Source organism: Lederbergia ruris, from assembly GCF_018332955.1.
Taxonomy (GTDB): domain Bacteria; phylum Bacillota; class Bacilli; order Bacillales; family Bacillaceae_C; genus Lederbergia; species Lederbergia ruris.
Genome location: NZ_BORB01000018.1, coordinates 1 through 20051 on the forward strand (window position 1 = coordinate 1; position 20051 = coordinate 20051).

19 protein-coding genes and 1 tRNA gene are annotated in these 20051 nt (G+C 39.0%); all 20 read right to left on the bottom strand.

Annotated elements, in window-relative coordinates; translation table 11 throughout:
• Positions 1-334 precede the first annotated feature (334 nt).
• The 20 genes from lysS to yabP all read right to left on the bottom strand — a co-directional run bounded on the left by lysS (position 335) and on the right by yabP (position 19984).
• Entirely contained in the window at positions 335-1822 is a 1488-nt protein-coding gene (lysS, locus tag KI363_RS11505; protein WP_158323832.1) for a lysine--tRNA ligase, read from the bottom strand.
• A 349-nt stretch (positions 1823-2171) separates the two neighbouring features.
• Positions 2172-2390, bottom strand: coding sequence for a helix-turn-helix domain-containing protein (locus tag KI363_RS11510; RefSeq protein ID WP_158323833.1), 219 nt, complete (start codon positions 2388-2390; stop codon positions 2172-2174).
• Positions 2342-2869, bottom strand: a complete 528-nt coding sequence (gene folK / locus KI363_RS11515; RefSeq protein ID WP_158323834.1) for a 2-amino-4-hydroxy-6-hydroxymethyldihydropteridine diphosphokinase — start codon at positions 2867-2869, stop codon at positions 2342-2344. The genes KI363_RS11510 and folK overlap by 49 nt, the downstream gene beginning before the upstream one ends.
• Positions 2869-3231 (bottom strand): dihydroneopterin aldolase, encoded by a 363-nt coding sequence (gene folB / locus KI363_RS11520; RefSeq protein WP_158323835.1) that lies wholly within the window; start codon positions 3229-3231, stop codon positions 2869-2871. The genes folK and folB overlap by 1 nt, the downstream gene beginning before the upstream one ends.
• A 1-nt stretch (position 3232) precedes the next feature.
• Positions 3233-4045: a dihydropteroate synthase gene (folP, locus tag KI363_RS11525; protein ID WP_246516847.1), complete on the bottom strand. Its 813-nt coding sequence runs from the start codon at positions 4043-4045 to the stop codon at positions 3233-3235.
• A gap of 254 nt (positions 4046-4299) precedes the next feature.
• On the bottom strand, positions 4300-5226 hold the full coding sequence (cysK, locus tag KI363_RS11530; RefSeq protein WP_158323836.1) for a cysteine synthase A: 927 nt from the start codon (positions 5224-5226) through the stop codon (positions 4300-4302).
• A gap of 127 nt (positions 5227-5353) precedes the next feature.
• Positions 5354-6229 (bottom strand): Hsp33 family molecular chaperone HslO, encoded by an 876-nt coding sequence (gene hslO, locus KI363_RS11535; RefSeq protein ID WP_158323837.1) that lies wholly within the window; start codon positions 6227-6229, stop codon positions 5354-5356.
• Between the two features lie 14 nt (positions 6230-6243).
• Complete coding sequence (locus tag KI363_RS11540; RefSeq protein ID WP_158323838.1) at positions 6244-7008, bottom strand: type III pantothenate kinase; 765 nt, start codon at positions 7006-7008, stop codon at positions 6244-6246.
• Between the two features lie 178 nt (positions 7009-7186).
• On the bottom strand, positions 7187-8506 hold the full coding sequence (locus KI363_RS11545; protein ID WP_246516845.1) for an erythromycin esterase family protein: 1320 nt from the start codon (positions 8504-8506) through the stop codon (positions 7187-7189).
• A 242-nt stretch (positions 8507-8748) separates the two neighbouring features.
• A complete protein-coding gene (ftsH, locus tag KI363_RS11550) occupies positions 8749-10752 on the bottom strand; it encodes an ATP-dependent zinc metalloprotease FtsH (RefSeq protein WP_212966392.1) in 2004 nt (667 codons plus the stop codon).
• Between the two features lie 99 nt (positions 10753-10851).
• Positions 10852-11397 (bottom strand): hypoxanthine phosphoribosyltransferase, encoded by a 546-nt coding sequence (hpt, locus tag KI363_RS11555; RefSeq protein ID WP_158323840.1) that lies wholly within the window; start codon positions 11395-11397, stop codon positions 10852-10854.
• On the bottom strand, positions 11394-12818 hold the full coding sequence (gene tilS, locus KI363_RS11560; RefSeq protein WP_158323841.1) for a tRNA lysidine(34) synthetase TilS: 1425 nt from the start codon (positions 12816-12818) through the stop codon (positions 11394-11396). Before tilS ends, hpt begins: the two co-directional genes overlap by 4 nt.
• Before the next feature lie 220 nt (positions 12819-13038).
• A complete protein-coding gene (gene prkT, locus KI363_RS11565) occupies positions 13039-13986 on the bottom strand; it encodes a serine/threonine protein kinase PrkT (protein WP_158323842.1) in 948 nt (315 codons plus the stop codon).
• Positions 13955-14689: a VWA domain-containing protein gene (locus KI363_RS11570; protein WP_158323843.1), complete on the bottom strand. Its 735-nt coding sequence runs from the start codon at positions 14687-14689 to the stop codon at positions 13955-13957. Before KI363_RS11570 ends, prkT begins: the two co-directional genes overlap by 32 nt.
• 144 nt (positions 14690-14833) lie before the next feature.
• Positions 14834-17314 (bottom strand): stage II sporulation protein E, encoded by a 2481-nt coding sequence (gene spoIIE / locus KI363_RS11575; RefSeq protein WP_212966393.1) that lies wholly within the window; start codon positions 17312-17314, stop codon positions 14834-14836.
• Between the two features lie 558 nt (positions 17315-17872).
• Positions 17873-17946 (bottom strand) — tRNA-Met (locus KI363_RS11580).
• 202 nt (positions 17947-18148) lie between these two features.
• Positions 18149-18571, bottom strand: a complete 423-nt coding sequence (locus KI363_RS11585; RefSeq protein ID WP_158323845.1) for a S1 domain-containing RNA-binding protein — start codon at positions 18569-18571, stop codon at positions 18149-18151.
• A gap of 73 nt (positions 18572-18644) precedes the next feature.
• Complete coding sequence (locus KI363_RS11590; protein WP_158323846.1) at positions 18645-19040, bottom strand: FtsB family cell division protein; 396 nt, start codon at positions 19038-19040, stop codon at positions 18645-18647.
• An 18-nt stretch (positions 19041-19058) separates the two neighbouring features.
• A complete protein-coding gene (yabQ, locus tag KI363_RS11595; protein WP_158323847.1) occupies positions 19059-19685 on the bottom strand; it encodes a spore cortex biosynthesis protein YabQ in 627 nt (208 codons plus the stop codon).
• The gene (gene yabP, locus KI363_RS11600) at positions 19682-19984 is read right to left on the bottom strand and encodes a sporulation protein YabP (protein ID WP_158323848.1); all 303 of its coding nucleotides are present in this window, start codon (positions 19982-19984) and stop codon (positions 19682-19684) included. The genes yabQ and yabP overlap by 4 nt, the downstream gene beginning before the upstream one ends.
• Positions 19985-20051: the final 67 nt, after the last annotated feature.

Below are 20051 nucleotides of genomic sequence, written 5' to 3' on the forward strand. Positions count from 1 at the left end.
CTGAGCCAGGATCAAACTCTCATATAATGAAAGAAGTTTGTTTTCCTTCTCAATTGCTGGCAATGGTTCAAAACCATTTATCCATTTATTTATTGACGTTCGTTTCGTTCAGTTTTCAAAGATCAAACCTCGTTGCCTCATTGGCGACTTTTCTATAATACCAAATCTCTTTTCCAATGTCAACAACTTTTTTATTTCTTTCTCCTTGTCTCAAGGAACGACTATTAATATACCACCGTTTTTTTAAGTATGCAACACTTTTTTTAAATATTTATCAAAAATATTTCAGAGGCATGGGAGATATCTTACCATGCCTCTGATAAGGAAATCACATTTAATCTTTCTTTCTCATTAATGGGAATAAGAGAACATCACGAATAGATGGAGCGTTTGTTAATAACATGACCAAACGATCAATTCCTATTCCAAGTCCACCAGTTGGTGGCATACCATATTCTAATGCTTCCACGAAATCTTCATCCATTTCATGAGCTTCATCATTACCTTGCTCACGCTCAAGCAATTGACTTTCAAAGCGTGCCCTTTGATCAATAGGATCATTTAATTCGGTAAAGGCGTTGGCATGTTCTCTACCAACTATAAATAACTCAAATCGATCTGTGAATCTTTGATCTTCATCGTTCTTTTTCGCTAACGGAGAGATTTCAACTGGATGTCCATATATAAACGTTGGCTGTATAAGTTTCTCTTCAACTCTTTGTTCAAAAAATTCATTGACTATATGTCCAAAGGTCATATGCTCGGTAATTTCAATTCCATTATCTTTGGCCAATTGTTTTGCTTCGTCGTCACTCATTTCTTTCCAAAAGTCGACGCCCGTATATTCTTTCACAGCATCTACCATATGTAGACGACGCCATCTCGGTTCTAAATTAACCTCATAGTCTCCATATTGAACTGTTGCTGATCCAAGAACGGCTTTTGCTACATGGGCAATGAGGTTTTCTGTTAATTCCATAATATCATTATAGTCCGCATAGGCTTCATAAAGCTCAATCATAGTGAATTCTGGGTTATGTCTAGTGGATACACCTTCATTTCTAAAGACACGGCCAATTTCATAAACCTTTTCTAATCCACCGACAATTAGGCGTTTTAAATGCAGCTCAATGGCAATTCGCATATAAAATGGCATATCTAAAGCATTATGATGGGTTTCGAAGGGACGCGCTGCAGCTCCACCTGCGATTGCATGTAACATTGGGGTCTCTACTTCTAAGTACCCTTTTTCATCCAAATAGTGTCTAATTTCATGCAAAATCATACTTCTTTTAATAAACGTTTCCTTACTATCCTGATTTGTAATTAAATCAAGATAGCGCTGACGATAGCGTTGTTCAACATCTTTTAGTCCATGGAACTTATCAGGCAGTGGTCGTAAAGCTTTTGTTAATAAGGTAAAATCAGTGACTTTAACAGATAGCTCCCCTACTTTAGTTTTAAATACCGTTCCCGTAATTCCGACTAGGTCTCCTAAATCAACAGACTTAAAAAGCTCATATTGCTCTTCTCCAACGCCATCTTTCCGCACATAAATTTGGATTTGACCGCGGAGATCTTGGATATGAGCGAAACCAGCCTTTCCTTTTCCACGTTTCGTCATCACCCTACCAGCAATAGTCACCTCAATTGCTTTCTCTTCTAGCTCCTCTTTAGAAAATTCATCATAAGAGCTTTTGATTTCTTCTGTATCATGGGTACGTTCAAACCTTTTCCCAAAGGGGTCAATTCCGTTTTCCCTTAAGGTTTGCATTTTTTCACGTCTCACCTGTAGTTGGTCATTCAATTCTTCCTGACTCATTAAAAACACTCCAATCTAGTTTATAAAGCAGAGTTCACTCTAATTTAGCCATCTGCATCAAGTTGTAGACACTTACCATTATAAAAGTAATGTGATTAAAAACGCAGTCGTTAAAAGTAGACCAGCACTCCTCATACAAAAAACAACTGCCAGCTTCTACCGGCAGTATGGTTCTGTTATCCCGCTTGTTTATCCCTTGTCGCCGCATCTGCAGATAATTTTACAACTCTTCCCGGGTCAGACATCGATTAATGGCATTTCTAATTTTGCATTTCCCCAAATCCTTTTAAATATCATGCCTCATGTTTCTCATTACTGGTATGTTTTCACCTGAAACCCCCTACCCCATTTATTTCATCCTTTCATCCTCCGGTGTCAGTTCTTCTACAGAAACACCTAATACCTCGGATATTTTGCGTAACATATGATCAGTTGGCAAACGGGTGCCACGTTCAATTTCTCCAAAAACCGAAACGGAAACTCCTAAACTTTCCGCAAGCCTTTCTTGTGTAAAACCTTTTAATTTTCGAAAGGCGCGTATGCGTCTTCCCCATTTATCTGTTTCCATAACCGAACTCCTTCTTTATCAGGTATTTCGTCCAGGATTTCAACTAAAGGGGCGTTTGAACTTGGAAGGACAAGACTACTGTCAATTTCCATTAAGGGAATAAGGACAAAAGCCCGCTCATTCATACGTGGATGAGGGATTTGCAAATCCTTCATCACAACATTTTCTTTATTATACAATAAAATGTCAAGATCGATAACCCTCGGTCCCCACTTAAACTCGCGAATCCGTCCAATCTCCCGCTCAATTTCTAGACAATGTTTTAATAATTGATGTGGTGATAAGGACGTGGAAATTTTTATGACCATATTAAGAAATTGATCTTGGTCCGTATATCCGATTGGCTCTGTCTCATATATGGAGGAAAGCTTCTCTATTCGAATTTCCGCACAGTTCTTTATACTTTGAATCGCTTGCTTTAAATATCCTAGTCTGTCCCCAATATTTGATCCTAAAGATATAAATGCCACATTTTCCATTATACTTTCTCCCTCGTTATTTCCACAGCAACTGAATGGTAATGTCCAGGAATAGGTGGGTCTGGCTTTACGACCTTCACTGTAACGCGGTCAATTAATGTATATTTCTCCAGTAAAACAGAAGCGATCTTCTCTGCAACAGCTTCAATTAATTTATATTTATCTTTCTCTACAATTTGCTTACACTCTTCATAAACATTCGCATAGTTGATTGTTTTAGCTAGGTCATCCTTCAGACCTGCTTCTCTTAGATCACTTTCGATCATAAGATTCACAATAAATCTCTGTCCTAGTCGATTCTCTTCTGGAAGTACGCCATGATAGCCATAAAACTCCAGCTCGTTTAAATAGATTTTATCCACTTTATTCGCTCCCTTTTACTAAAACATCCATCATAGCGGCCATTCTACTCATTTCTTTCACATCATGGACACGCACCATATGGCAACCTTTTTGAATACCGTAACAGACTGTAGCGCCTGTCCCTTCCATCCGTTCATCAACAGGTAAATCCAATGTCTCACCGATCATCCTTTTACGAGACGTCGCTAACAGAACTGGATAACCAAGGCCTACTAATTTATCTAAGTTTCTCATCATCTCGATGTTTTCGTTATAGTCCTTTGCAAAGCCAATACCAGGATCTAAAATAATATTCTCATCACGAACTCCCGCCTTCTTCGCGATAGAAATACTTTCATATAGATCTTGGAGTACATCCCGGATAAACGAGGTATAATCGCGATTATCCCGATTATGCATGAGAATAATTGGGATTCCGCTATTTGCCGCCACACTAGCTATTTCAGGGTCCTTTTTTGCTCCCCAAATATCATTGATAATCGTAGCCCCAGCCGCTACAGCCCGCTCTGCCGTGGATGCTTTATATGTATCAATGGAAATAGGGACTTGTATTTTAGTTGCTAAAGATTCAATGATCGGAACGACCCTTGCTATTTCCTCATCAACAGATACTGGATCATGTCCAGGCCTTGTGGATTCTCCGCCAATATCAATCATATCGGCCCCGTTTTCGATCATATCCATTGCGTGCTCTAGTGCATGGGATTCATTATTAAAACGTCCACCATCTGAGAAAGAATCTGGTGTCACATTTAAGATTCCCATAATTAGGGTTTTAGTCGTGAAGTCCAATGTATGTGGCCCACATTTTATTACCTTTTTCAATATAAACACCTTCTCATTCAAACATTTACTCTCAGTCTAACCTTAAAAGGTATTTTTGAAAAGAATGGGGTTCTTCGGACGGAAATGGGGTTCTTCGGACGGAAATGGGGTTCTTCGGACGGAAATGGGGTTCTTCGGACGGAAATGGGGTTCTTCGGACGGAAATGGGGTTCTTCGGACGGAAATGGGGTTCTTCGGACGGAAAAAACTTGGTGCACGAGGCACCAAGTTTTTTCTAATATTTATTCATCGAACTGATAAAGAGGCGTACTCAAATAGCGTTCTCCATTACTTGGAATAACAGCTAGTACTTTTTTGCCCTTTCCAAGTTCTTTCGCTACCTTTAAAGCGGCCGCTACGGCTGCCCCTGATGAGATTCCACCTAATATTCCTTCTTCGCGCGCTGTTTTTCTTGCCCATTCAAATGCTTCTTCATTTTTGATTTTGATGACCTCATCATAAATATGAGTATCTAAAATACTTGGAACGAATCCAGCGCCTAAACCTTGAATCTTGTGTGGTCCCGGTTTTCCTCCTGATAAGATAGGGGAGTCTTCTGGCTCCACAGCGTAAATTCTCACATTGGGATAATGCTCTTTTAATACCTGTCCAGCCCCTGTGATAGTACCACCTGTTCCAATACCTGCAACAAATCCATCAAGCTGATCTCCCATTTGCTCGACAATTTCTTTTCCTGTCGTTAAACGGTGGATCTCAGGGTTAGCTGGATTTTCAAACTGTTGAGGAACAAAATATCCATGTTCTTTCGCTAGTTCATTTGCCTTTTTAATCGCTCCGTTCATTCCTTCTGCTCCCGGAGTCAAAATCAAATCAGCTCCATATGCTTTCAGTAAATTACGTCTCTCCATACTCATTGTATCGGGCATGACTAATACAGAACGATATCCCTTGGCAGCCGCAACCATTGCCAAACCAATTCCAGTATTTCCGCTTGTTGGTTCAATAATGGTATCGCCCTCTTTTAACTTTCCACTTTTTTCAGCCGCTTCAATCATCGCTAAAGCAATACGATCTTTTACACTACTTCCGGGGTTCATATACTCTAATTTTAAATAAACATCTGCGCTATTTTCATCTGTTAATCGGTTCAGTTTCACAATCGGGGTATTTCCAATGAGATCGGTTATTGAATTCGCCAAATTTGCCATCTTCCCACCTCTAATTCCTAGTATTTTTATAGGTTTATTATAAAGTACCATGACAATTATTTAAAGTCAATTAAAAATAGCTATTTAAAAAAAGAAGATGGCTTAATTAAAGCACATCTTCCCTCTTTTACTTTTCAGTTTCTGCTTCCAATGCTTCTAGTTCTTCTTTTGAGAAGTGATACGACTCATTACAAAAATGGCAATGAGCATTTGCTTCTCCATCTTCTTCAATCATGGCATGAATTTCCTCTTTGCCTAAACTGATGATGGCATTGGATAGACGTTCCTTTGAACATGTACATTGGAATTCAACAGCTTGTTTTTCTAGGATATTGACATCCTTGAGAAAACTCTCCAATATTTGCTCGGGGGAATAACCTTCATTTACTAAACTCGAAACAGCTGAAGTGGACTGTAACCTCTGCTCAATTTCGGTAATCACTTCTTCATCTGCACCAGGCATCAATTGAATAATAAAGCCACCTGAAGCTAAAATGGAATTATCCGGATTGACAAGAACTCCAACTCCTACAGAGGATGGCGTTTGTTCCGATTTAGCAAAGTAATACGTGAAATCATCACCTATTTCACCTGATACAAGCGGTACTTGGCCGGAAAAATGGTCTCTTAACCCGACATCCTTCACGATCGTTAATGTGCCATCCACACCAACAGCGCGTCTTACATCCAACTTTCCGATATCATTTAATTCAAAATGGGTTTGGGGGTTCGTAACATAGCCGCGCACATGTCCTTTTGCATCAGCATCTGCTAGTACGATCCCAATTGGCCCGCCCCCTTCTATTTTAATCGTTATTTTATCCTCGCCTTTCAGCATTGCTCCCATCATCACCCCAGCGGTCATCGTTCGACCAAGGGCAGCTGATGCTGTGGGCCAAGTTTGATGCCGGCGCCTGGCTTCCTCAACCGTATTCGTTGTAATAACTGCATAAGCGCGGACTTGACCATCATAAGCTATTGCCTTCACCAAATAGTCTTCCATTAAGAGACCACCTCTCATTCGTTTCGTTTATAAATCAATTGTAGACCTTTCAACGTTAAATCCGGATCTACAATATCAATCATCTCGGTTTCCATTGCGATTAAATTAGCAAGCCCACCAGTTGCAATGACTGTTGGCTTAGTTTGACATGTATTCATGATGCGTTGAACTATGCTCTCTACTTGTCCTACAAATCCAAACAGAATCCCGGCCTGCATTGCTGCAACTGTATTCTTACCAATGATTTCGTCCACATGGGTAATTTCAATTCTTGGGAGTTTTGCAGCTCGATTATAAAGGGCTTCTGTAGAAATGCCAATCCCCGGGGCAATAACCCCACCCATATATTCACTTTTCTCATTGATATAGCAAAAGGTTGTAGCTGTTCCAAAATCAACTATAATAAGCGGACTTCCGTATTCGTGAATTCCCGCAACAGCATTGACAATCCGATCGGCTCCTACTTCGCGGGGATTATCATATTTTATATTTAATCCTGTTTTAATACCTGGACCAACAATCTTTGGGTTAACATGAAAGTATTTTTCACACATCTTTTCTAGCGTGAACATCAATGGAGGCACAACAGAAGAAATAATCACTCCTTGAATATCTTTAAACTGAATTCCTTCATGCTGAAAGAGCATTTTAATACCCATTCCATATTCATCTTCTGTTTTATGACGATTGGTTTGCATTCTCCAATGATATTTTAGCTGATCTCGATGATATACACCAAGTACAATATTGGTATTTCCTACATCCAAAACTAAAATCAATCGTTTCACCACTTTTTATTGGACTTTTTCTCAAAACATCATACCACAAATACTTTATTGAGGGGATATATTAAGACTCACTTCAAGCACACGAAGGGAGTCTGTAAGAACGATAAAAAAGGTTATTCCCAAGCGGATCCCTAGGCTACCAAACAATCGCAATATTGATTCTCCTTGATTATTCTAGTACTGTTGTTGGCTTTGACTCCTTCACAATAATAAGGCCGTCATATGCATCAACAGGCTTCATTTTAATGGTATAAAACATCTTCGCTATCTTATACCATGCACGGAAATCATCGCCTATATTCCCCATCCTTTGCTCACTATGAATAATTTTCGATAATTCAGCTGATTGACTAGCCGTTTTAAAATCGACATAGAATTCATTTGATTCTATATCACCAAAAGCATCCGTCAATTGACTATGATGTTTTACAGTGAATTGTTCACGCTCATCTGAACCGCCGTTAAGCGCCTGAAATGTATTATCCATGAATTCCGTGCCAATCGCAAAGTATTCCTCTCCATATCGTTCAGCTAAATAATTCCCCATAGATTTATATCCAGCTAATGAGGCAGAGGTTTTTTCGATATGCCCATTATGAGCCGAAATAAGTATTTTATCATGACCACGGGTTTCTTCATAATCAATGATCCATTGTAAATTATCTGCCAAGTATTGATCACGAACTCTCGCATAATGTTTATCATCCGTTAATAGTAATTCTGTGCGCTGTCTTATTATCTCCATATATTGTAAAGCAATAGCAAAGTCATCAGGTGAAGATTGTTGGACATATATCTCTTTATTTGACTGTAAATCTAATTTAATATTGTCCATAATATCATTCACTTCTTGTAACTGAGCTGCAGTTAATGTACGCATTGTATCATTCGAAACATAATTCAATTGTTCAGTTAGAGCATTTGCCGCCTCTGGATTGACCACTTCATAATAATCAAGAAGACCTTCTTTACTATAGTCGTACCGTTGCATATCATTCCCATAGAAAGTTATTTTTTTATCGGCGTTTGCCTTCCTATTATAATCATGCATCCATTGTACAAACTTAATCATTTGCTCAGTTCGATAAATCGGATAATCGAGTGCATTTACAGCATCTTTAGCCGTTCCCTCTCCTGTTAAAATAAAGTGATTTATAATCTGACTACTACCAAAATCACCTTCCAGAACAAAAACATAAACATCCTCGTTTGTAATTAGCGCCTCAAATACATCTTTCTTCAATTGCTGAAATTCAATATTTCCATGGGTTGCTTCTCCAAGTCCAATCACCCTTACTCCATCCGGCAAAGTAATTTGCTCAATCGAAGAAACGTATTGATCTGCATTCTCTACAACACTATTACTGCACCCTGATAGCATCACCAGTATAAACAATATCAACAGTAAACCCCTTTTAAAAATCCCCATTTGTAAGCTCCCATCATCTATTTTCACATTACAATATAAATCCCAAAACTGTATTACCATGATAGTACACTCATACATATTTAAATGTCAATAAAAAAATTCCCGAATCAGATAAACAAGATAAAATTGACCGGTGGTCCGATGGGTGGCAGCAGGCAATCGCAATTAGAGGCTCACAGAGTTTAAAACAAAAAGGACCCAATTGTTCCTAAATAGAAACAATTTGGGTCCAATACGGACATAGTCCTTTTATAGCAAACAAGAAAGGAGAGTCGCAGACCCTCCTTCAAAAGCAATTTTACTTATTCATTTTTAGTATCATCGTTGTCCATTCCATCTGGACGTTGACTTGGACCTAATTTACCTGGTTGGCCAGAAATTGGGTCATCTTCACGCTGTTCTGTAATTGTTAAATCTTCTTCTGTTTTTTCCTTAGGTTGAATAGTAATCGCTGGGTCTACCTTTTCAGTATTGCCAGTTCGACCTTCAGGAAGCTTACCATCTTCGTACAAGCTACGAATTTGTTCAGCATCTAATGTTTCAATATCAAGAAGAGTTTGGGCAATTAATTCAAGCTTATCTTTATTTTCCGTAAGAATTTTTGTAGCCCGATCATAACATTCTTTAATAATGCGTTGAATCTCCAAATCAATCTCATAAGCAATGGCATCAGAATAATTCTGCTCATTGTTAATATCGCGGCCTAAGAACACTTGACCACCTTGTGATTGACCAAACTGGAGGGGACCAAGTTTTTCACTCATCCCAAATTCTGTCACCATTTTTCGTGCAATGCCTGTCGCACGTTGGAAGTCATTATGGGCTCCTGTAGAAGCTTCACCAAAGGTAATTTCTTCTGCGACACGCCCACCTAATAATCCAGTGATCTTATCAAGCAATTCTGGTTTCGTCATAAAATAACGATCTTCCTTAGGAAGCATAACCGCATAACCACCAGCTTGCCCACGCGGTACGATGGTTACTTTGTGCACCATCTCAGCCTCTTCTAACACAAGGCCAATAACCGTATGACCACCTTCATGATAAGCAACAATGTTCCTTTCCTTCTTCGAAATGACACGAGTTTTCTTCGCAGGACCTGCAATCACCCGATCTGTTGCTTCGTCTACATCTTCCATATCAATTTTCTTCTTATTGACTCTAGCCGCAACCAAAGCTGCTTCATTTAACAGGTTCTCTAAGTCTGCCCCTGAAAAGCCTGGTGTCCTCATAGCGATCGCCTTTAAATCAACCGAAGCATCAAGAGGTTTATTGCGTGCATGCACACGTAATACCGCTTCACGACCTTTTACATCTGGTCGATCTACTGTAATTTGTCGATCAAAACGACCTGGACGTAATAACGCTGGGTCTAAAATATCAGGACGGTTCGTAGCGGCGATAATGATAATTCCTTCATTTTCACCAAATCCATCCATTTCAACAAGTAACTGGTTTAGTGTTTGTTCACGCTCATCATGCCCACCACCAAGACCTGCACCACGTTGGCGACCAACTGCATCTATTTCATCAATAAAGATAATACACGGGGAATTCTTTTTAGCATTCTCAAATAAATCACGAACACGGGATGCCCCTACACCCACAAACATTTCAACAAAGTCAGAACCACTAATGGAGAAGAATGGTACTCCCGCCTCCCCAGCTACTGCACGAGCAAGGAGGGTTTTACCTGTTCCAGGTGGACCAACTAACAAAATCCCTTTTGGTATATTTGCACCCAATTCAGTATACTTTCTTGGATCCTTTAAAAAGTCCACTACTTCTACTAGTTCTTGCTTTTCTTCATCAGCGCCCGCTACATCTCTAAAGCGAACCTTTTTCTTTTCTTCGGAATATAATTTTGCTTTACTCTTCCCAAAGTTCATTACGCGGCTACCGCCACCTTGAGCTTGATTTAGAAGGAAGAAGAATAAAATAAAGATAATAATGAACGGAATAATCCCAGTTAAGAATGAGACCCAAACACTTGTCTCTTTTGCTGGTTTTACTTCCAAATCACTTGAGGCAGCATCAATGCGGTCAAGCATTGCAGGGCTATTCATTACATATGTAATAAAGAAGTCCCCTTCTTTCGCACCTTTCAACTGTCCTTTAATTTCGTAAACGCCTCGTTCAGGCTGCATTGTATATTTTTCGATATCGCCATTTTCCAAATGTGCCACAAATTCATTATACGTAATCGGTTTCGTCACTTCATTACTATTTTTAAACCAACTCAAAATTCCAACTAATACAAGAAAGATGAGTCCATAAAAAATGACATTTCGCAAAACCCGGTTCATCCCTTACCTCCTCCCACGGTAAAAAAACTATCTTCAATAGTATCATAGCCATTTGCATTTTTACAACTATTCCACATCAGTTTAGACACTTTTTTATTGTTATTCATTCTTTTCATAAACTTTCGGTTTTAATACCCCTATATAAGGGAGATTGCGGTATTTCTCCGCATAATCAAGTCCATACCCTACAACAAAAGCATCCGGAACGGTAAAACCTACGTAATCTGCTTCAATCTTTCCTTTTCTGTTTGACGGTTTATCAAGCAATGTCACAATTTTGATCGACTTTGCTTTTCGATAACGGAATAAATCCACCAAATAACTTAGGGTTAGTCCACTATCAATAATATCTTCAATGATTAAAATATCTCTTCCCTCAACAGGAGTGTTGAGGTCTTTTAGAATTTTAACCTCACCAGTAGATACCATTCCGTCCCCGTAGCTAGAAACATCCATGAAATCCACTTCCAAATATGTATCAACCCGTTTTAATAAATCCGTCATGAACGGGATGGCTCCTTTAAGTACACCAATCGCGAGTGGGAAGCGACCTTCATACTCTTCCGTAAGTTGAGCGGCTAACTCCAAAATTTTCTCATTAATTTCCTCTTCTGTTATAAGGACTTCTTTAATATCATTCTTCATTTCATCCTGCCCCCGTAAATTGTTTGGGTTTGGTCATATAATAGAACATAATTATGACTATTTTGGGATATTCCCTCAAAGCTAGACTTTTTCAAACCAGGGATCCACAAGATTTTGCCAGTATGATCCACTACAATCGGCCAAATCTTTCGTTCTTCCAAAGGAACCTTCTGGTCAATAAAAATGTCCTTGATCTTTTTGCTTCCTTCCATTCCTTTTAAACTTATTCTATCACCTGGTTTTCTAGTCCGTATAATTAATGGAGTTTGAATTTCTTGCCCATCTAACAAAAATGAATTTGCATCCTCTTTTATTAGCAAGTCTTTTGTCTGTCTTAATTCCAGACTCCCCCCATTAGGCAAAACCACTTTATTCCCCTCATATAACTCATAATAATAAGGTGAATGAAGTTCCCTTCCCTCGTTAAAGACGAAACGACATGATGAATAGGAGCGAATAACCTTCAATCCCCTAGGGAAATCAAGCCTTCCAGATGGGTTTTCGGACCTTAATAATTGTTGGATCAAATCAGTATGTACGGCTAAAATATCAAGTGTCTTATACTGGTAAAGATAGTTTAATATTAGATGAATCACTCTCCTTTGTAAAGGCAAAGGTTCCACTAAAAAGGAGGGAATATCTAAATAAATTTCTTGATTATCATTGACTTGACATATTTTATTGAACAGGACTTTTGCCTCACTTTGTAAATAGTCCTCGTCTTCCGTCAAATCGTCATGAAAACGTTGAAAATGTTCCAATGCCTGTTCATTTTCCTCTTTCAAGATTGGGAGAACATCAAGACGAAATCGATTTCTTGTATAATCCCTCTTTTTATTACTTGGATCTAACCTTGGTTCAAGTTGATAATGATGGCAATATTCCTCAACTTCTTGCTTTGAGACAGCGAGCAAAGGCCGGATAATCTCTCCGTTCCCAAATGATCGCCTTATTCTAATACCTGCTCTTGCCTGTCCTGTTGCCCCTCTCGTAAGCCTCATTAAAATGGTCTCCATCTGATCATCCCCATGATGGGCAACCATCAGTTTATTTGCGTTAATCTCTTCCATTACCTTCATTAGAAATTGATAGCGATAAGTTCTGGCTGTTTCCTGCAAACCTGTTTTGTCCAGTTCCATTTTTCGTGGAATATCAATCGCTGTACTATGAAAAGGGATTGATTTCTCCTCACAATATCTCTTCACAAATAAGAGATCTTGTTTGGATTCTTCCCCTCTTAACATATGGTCAACATGCGCAACAGCCAGTTGAATCTCGTATTTTTCTTTCCGGGTAATGAAAAAGTCAATCATCGCAAGGGAATCTGGCCCCCCAGATACAGCAGCTACAAGATAATCTCCCTTTTCAACCAGTTTGTGTTTCTTGATAAAAGCCTCTGTCTTTTTCTCAAACTGCAACATTCTCCCCATCCCTTTACAAGAAAAGTGCGACAAGCTAAAAACAACGTTTTCCGTCTTGTCTTACACGTTCATGCCGACTTTATATCTGATCCTATTGATATTGCCTCTTTATTATTACATCACACATTTTCTTATAAAACATGTTACCATTTCACTTCAATGTGCTCCAGTCGCAACACTTTATCCCCTCTTCAAAGGTGTTTACAAAGTGCCGAACCATTTACAGAAGATAACTATAAATATACAAGGCATAAAGAACAATCGTAAGCAATAAAACCATGACGGTTTCCTTTAGGGAGCCTGACTTCTTCTTTTTCTGTTGTCTTGTAGCATACCTCTTTGCATAGGACGGCGCTTTGTCCTGCCTTTCAGATAAGATCATAAGTAGCTCTTCCTTCATCCTTTTAGCAGAATCATATTTCCCGAATAAAGCTTTCTGAAGAACAGGATTAAAACGAGCTAACTCAGGATGAGAGCCAATTTGTTGAACCAATTGTTTCTTGCCATCACCAACTTTTGCAAATTTCTTTGGATAATACATGTGGATCATAAGCATAGCTGTTGAAAATAAATCATAGGATGGTTCCGACTTTCTTGAACCTAATCCCCAATAACCTCTATCAAAAAATTCCGTAAACTCCTTAATCGCTCTACCATTTATCGTGGTACCGCCAACATCGATAAAACGAATTCTAGGTGGTGGTCCCGATACGATTAAATTTTCCGGTTTCAGATCTCCAAAAGTCCATCCTTCTTGATGCAGCTTCTCTAATGCATCTAAAAGTTGCACAATCAAAATTCCTACCCATGTTTGCCCATTCTTACGGATAAAAGTTAGTAAATCTGGGCCTTGTATATATTCCATTGTATAAAAATGAATTCTTCCCCTTGGACTCTCCCAATCATCCATTTCATGCAAAGAAGGCCCTGGGGAATCCCCTTGGACCTTAGAGAAAGCTTTCAGAACATTGACCTCTGACGTAATCGAAAGGCTATCTATACTCATTTTTAGCGCAGTATGTCCTTTCGTTCCTTTAGCTAGATAAACAATCCCATTTGCTCCAGAACCAAGTTCCCTTATAAGTTGATAAATTCCGCCATGCCATTTCCCAGTTATCACTGTGCCAGGAGGAAATTTACATTGAGTCTTCCATGTATTCATCATCATTTGCTAGCAGTCCTCTCAAAGAACGCCTTTTCTTAAAATAAGTCATAGCTTCACGTAATGCTGGTCCAGTAGGGGTAATACCGCCAACCGCCAATTTCGGAAAAGTCGAAGTTAATAACTCTAAATTAGGTGTCCAATCTAAAAGTTTTTCTACTTCCTTTCTTTTCCCAGGAAATATAAAGACGGCAAAACGATTATGACCCATCCGTGCATTTAGACTTAAAGACAAGTCTAATAACGCCTCTTTTACTGTCGGTAATTTTGATTTCATACTGGCACTTGTATCTACTAAAACTAATACCTCAATATCGGACGTTTCACCGAGTTCATCAACAACCTCCAAAACTTCCCCTCGTTGATCTGGAGGTAGTTCTTCCATATCGGTTTCTTTCCCTAAAATTTGCCGCAACTCTTTATTGACGACGCCTTGTAAAGTTTGCGTCATGGCCTTTCTTGTCACCATTTGAACGGTTTGAGATAGTTGCTCCGCATACACAATTTGGCTAATCCCACCACCAGAAGCAGCAATTCCTTCAATCTCTTGGACACCCTTATGTTCAATTGATTCATTTTCAACCACACCGATAACATTCACTGTTATACCACTTTCATTCGCCAAAGCTGCCATTGCAATCGGATCTTCTCCTTGATTGGAACATCCATCCGTGATGAGTAAAATCTGCTTTAAAGGACTTTTTGTCATGATCTCCCCTCCATTTGAACGATTAAACAGGAACAAAAGCGCAAATACCTGTTACATCCTTGTATGTTGCAACGCCGTTCTGACCAACATCCTGTTGACTCGTTTTTAACATCCTCGCCTCAAATAGGAAATTTTATACAATTTCTATGAGATTTTCATTCCTCTGCTTCTCACTGGAATCGCTGCCCACTTAGGGGTATTATGCTTTATTTTCAATGCCATGATGGTCATATCATCTGATATGGTGCCTGAGCAAGTACGAATCACTTCTTCCATGATTAAATCAGAAATTGCTTGGGGATCGTCCGTTTCGATTTCCCTCAGCTTTCGTTTCATCCAAATTTCATAATTTTCTACATTTTTCGGCCCTTCAAAAATGCCATCACTCATCATAATAAGTAAATCTCCGGCTTTTAATTGTTCTGTGACGACGTCTACATCAAATTCCTGTATCATTCCAATTGGTAAATTGGCTGCTTCAATTTTTAATACTTTATTTCCCCTTTTTATAAAGCTCGGGGTGGAACCAATTTTCAAAAATTTCGTTTGCGCATCTTGTAAGTCAATGACGGCTAAGTCCAAGGTTGAGAAAATTTCATCCGTTGAACGCAAGGATAAAATGGAGTTAACTGATTTGATCGCAACCTTCTCCTCTATACCTGACTTTAAAATCTTCTGTAACAGTTTCAATGTCTCACTGCTCTCGTGATGGGCCCTCTCTCCATTTCCCATCCCATCACTGATCGCGGCGGCAAATTTCCCTGGGCCTAATTCGATCATCGAATAACTGTCCCCAGATAAAAAGCCACCACCTTTTGCCGCGTGGGCAACACCTGTTTCTACTACAAATGCCTTAGCTGAGCGGAAGGTAGCATACAGAAAATCAAAGGATCCTTGTTCTTCCTTCTGAACAATAATCGTTTCATTTAAAATATCGGAAAGGAGAGGAGCAATTATTTTTTCGCATTCCCCTAATACATTTTGACCCGGCAAAGTAATATCAATATCGATATTACCGGGTACTAGACTATAAATTTCAACTTCTTCAATTTCAATCCCAAAATCTTGTAATGCATCTAAAATGATTTCTTCCTGTTTTTGATGATTGGCTTGCTCCCTCTGAATTTCCTTTGCAAAGTCGCCCATTACCTCTGACACCCCTAACAACTGTTCAGCAACAAGTTTCCTACTTTCCTTCACTTGTAACTTTAATTGCTGATTCGCTTGATAAATATTCAATCCTTGATGAATCGCATTTTTTACCTTTTGCGAACGATTACAATGGCGTTCGAGCTGTTGATTAAGGGAATTGGGTATGGTTCCTGTATTTTCATCCATTTCATGCATAATGTTCTTCATTAAATCATAAGTTGTATCAAAGTTTTCAGTTCCCCAACATTGGGCTTTCTTATAACACATTTGACATGTCTTCTCCGTCACATCACTTAGAAAATAATCAAATTCTTGTTCTATTTTTTCAGATTCATTCCCTTTTTCTGTTTGTGAGAAACTATTAGATAAAGCTTGAAAAACAGACGAAAATTGCTCGACCCTTTTTACTGTAATATCGCGAATTTTCCGGGCATATCTTTGTTGGTCCTGCGTATACTCAGTAGTACCTGGGATATAACGTGCAATATTCTCGGACCAGCTTTTAGGTGTGATCAATAAAAGAAAAATAGCAATACTGGATTCGTAGACCGTATCTAGCAAGGAAGAATTTCCTTCCCCATATAAACCCATTAACAAAGTAGCAACCATGAGACCAAATGCTGTACCTATTTGCTTTCCTTCCTTTAGCAAGCCACCTAGTAATCCCGCGAAAGCTAGTAAGCTCATTTGCAGAAGACTACTGACACTGGCCAAGCTAAAAATAAGTCCTGTTACAACACCAACGGTCGACCCTACCGTTGCCCCTGCTGTAAAGGCAAAGAGAATAACAAGATAACGGGATAAAATATGTTCAACAGACAGATCATACACTGTCCACCCAATTGTTCCTGTCATAATTGAGGCAAGTAAAATGATGAGGCTTACAACCTCTTCTGTTTTTAATGACTTTTTCCGCTTTTTCGATGTAAGAAAAGGAATACTTTGCATAAAAATAAAGACCAGAACAAAACTTAAGCTTGCTTCTATCCCCGCCATGAAAGCGTCGAATTGTGAGATTGTTTGTCCATTTTGAAAAAAGAGCCAACCACATTTTACTAAAAAGGAAATGACCAATACACCATAGGGCAGTATTTTCACACTAGGTTGGACGAATAAGGAAAGTAGCTTAAGACTAATAAGATAAATGAAGCATAGACCGAATGTATGAATGGTATTTCCAATCCCCAGTGTTAACGACCCCGCTAAAAGGCCAAATAGTACAATCGGAGCCTTATCCTTTTTTAATAAATAGACAACAGCAAAAAACGGCAATATAAAAGGAGTCAATTGTGACAAAATAAGAGCTCGTCCCAAAAGCAAGGCAACTAAAAATAAAGCCAAGCCTTTTTGTAAAATTAAATTCACCAATTTCTGTGTTACCTTCTTGAAGCCGTGTGAAATCTCTAGCTTCGTCCCCCCTAAAGCCGAATTCCGAATAGATGTCTCCGCAAAGCCTCTTTCTCCTTTATCCATTTTATTCGCACTCCCCACACAAAGTAATGATGGGCTTTATTATAACGGAGCTTATTCTAAAACTTTGTCAATTCTAGGGAGGAAGTTGAAAGAAAAGTTCGACTAAATGAGGCAAAATCCCAGATGATTAGAAGTTTATGGAGAAAGGTCGAATAAAATGCAAAAAAATACAAGTCCTCGTAGAAACGAGAAACTTGTATTTAGGCTAGCATAATGTTGGTCAAAACAGCGAAGGCAGGCGCTTCCGCTTTTCTTTGTCCAGCTCCGCCTCCTAGCTGCTAGCAAACTTTTGGTGCCTTCCTACGATAAGTCAACATCGATTCACCCTTCGGGTTCATCGTGTTTCCTTTATCTCGTCAGGCCCCTAAAAAGTTTGTACGCAGCTAAACAGTCGGCTCCGCTTTTCTTTATGTCTAGCTACAGCGCCTAGCGATTAGCAAATTTACGCCTTCTTCCTGCGATAAGTCAACATCGGCTCATTCTTCGCCGTGTTTCCTTTATCTCGTCAGAAGTCTTTAAATTTGTACATCGCTGGGCAGGCGCTTCCGCTTTTCTTTATAGCGGTGGAGGGGATCGAACCCCCGACCTCACGGGTATGAACCGTACGCTCTAGCCAGCTGAGCTACACCGCCAAGTTGTTCGTGCCAAAGGCACAGATTCTATAATACAATTATCTACAGAGCTTGTCAATCATTGTTTTAAAAGAAGATAAGCAAGTGGTTCTTACACAGCATTTCAAAAGGAAATTCGTAACTCTCCTCCAAAAGTAAAATGACCCCACCACTCTAAAAAACAGAGTCGAAGAGCCACTTTATTAAAAAAACAGACAGCAAGTTAACCGCGTCTTGCACCTCGTCCGCCACGTTTTGATTCGGTATTTCGCTTTAATGAAGATAGGCGATCCTCACTATCTTTTAGAAAACGATTCATTTTACTCTCAAAGCTTTCCTTCGCACGATCATTCATCCGGTTATGACGATGATTGTCACGATGTTGGTTTGAATGGGATTGACTCGATGGCTGGTCTACTGCCTTACGAATAGACAAGCCAATTTTACCGTCTTTCTCAACATTTAACACTTTCACGAGGACTTCATCCCCAACAGTTAAATGGTCTTTAATATCCTTTACATAATTATCGGCCACTTCACTGATATGAACAAGTCCTGTGGAGCCACCGGGTAATTCCACAAACGCCCCAAAATGCGTAATGCCTGTTACCTTGCCTTGTACCTTGCTGCCTACTTCGATCGACATAAAAAAATTTATCCTCCTTAAAAGTATAAAAGTAAACCTTACATTACATTATATCTAACTTTTGAAAAAAGTGTCAATAAGACTCCTTTTCCTTCTCTTTTTTCTTTTTCGTTTCCGGGAGATTAAAAATGATTTCCCCTTTCTCTGAAAGAAAGTAATCTCTTCGTGCAAGTTTTGCTATGTATTCTTCATCATTTAACTTTACAAGTTCATTCTCCAACGAAGCTTGCCTTTTCTCCAAAGTGGCAAGAGTCTGTTCTAATTTCGCCTTTTCCTTTTGTTTCTCAGCTAACATAGAATTTTTAGAAACAAGGGAAGAAATAACCAAATAAGACAGGGCGACGGTCAGGATAAGGAATACTGTTAGCCTGCGAATAAGAAGCTTTTTTCTTCTTGCCGCCTTCCTCATTGTAACTTCTTGTTGTTTCATATAATTAGTTTCCAATGAAGCAACCTTTTTCATCCCCATCCTGAGTCCTCCTTACCATTATTTTTTGAAAAGCTTCTTCATATAGCCTGAAACAAAATGAACCATTCTGTTCCAGATACGAGTAGTAGAATGGAATAATCTTTGTAATGCTGCCACCCAAGGTTTAGGGAGCAATAAAAGAATACCTTTTGCTAAAAGAGTAAACGGATACCAGAATATCTTTAATACCCATAATAACACGATTCCAATCCCTTTTACAAGAACCCAGGCAAATCGTCCAATCCCTAACAAAATAGTAAGGATGAGGAAAAGGATGGCTTTGATAGGGCGATAGATAAGGAAAAGGAATAATCGTTGAATAAAAGACCAAGTCGCTTTTAAGAAAGAAATGATCCCTTCTAATATGCGAAGATAAACACCTTTCATTAATGCTTGATAAGCAGCAAAGCCACAAAGAATGGCTAAAACAAGATAAAAACGCACCTCTCCGTAATTGACAAGGAATAATACATAAAAAACAATGATGCCATGTAAAAGCCAAAATAATATATCGTTGATAAAAACAATGACTTTGCTTCGGTTTCCTCGTTTCAGAAAACGTTGGTACGTGTCAAGTGAGGCACCGAAAAAGCCACCCATACTAATCATAGCAAGCATGGTATAAAGTTGGGTAGATAAAGTCATCGAAACAACTTGCCAAAGAATCCTTTAGCCTTCTCCCCATGATGATCATCAAGGTAAACGAGATCATATATTTTTCCTTTAATCGAGACAATCCCTCGATCAACATCTAGGTTTTTCATTTGTAAATTTTGACCGTGTATGGATAAATACCCCATCGTCGTTTCTAATAGAAATTCCTCATTATCGAAACTCTCTACATGTTTCACACCGGTTATATCAAGTAGCTTTCTACCTCTCATTGTTAAGTCATGCTCTGGTGTTGGGCCTTTATTTCCCATAGATTCATGATATTGGTTCATGTTCATCCCTCATTTCCGTACTGATTTTACTTCATACATATGAGGGAAAATCAGGAAATAGAACAAG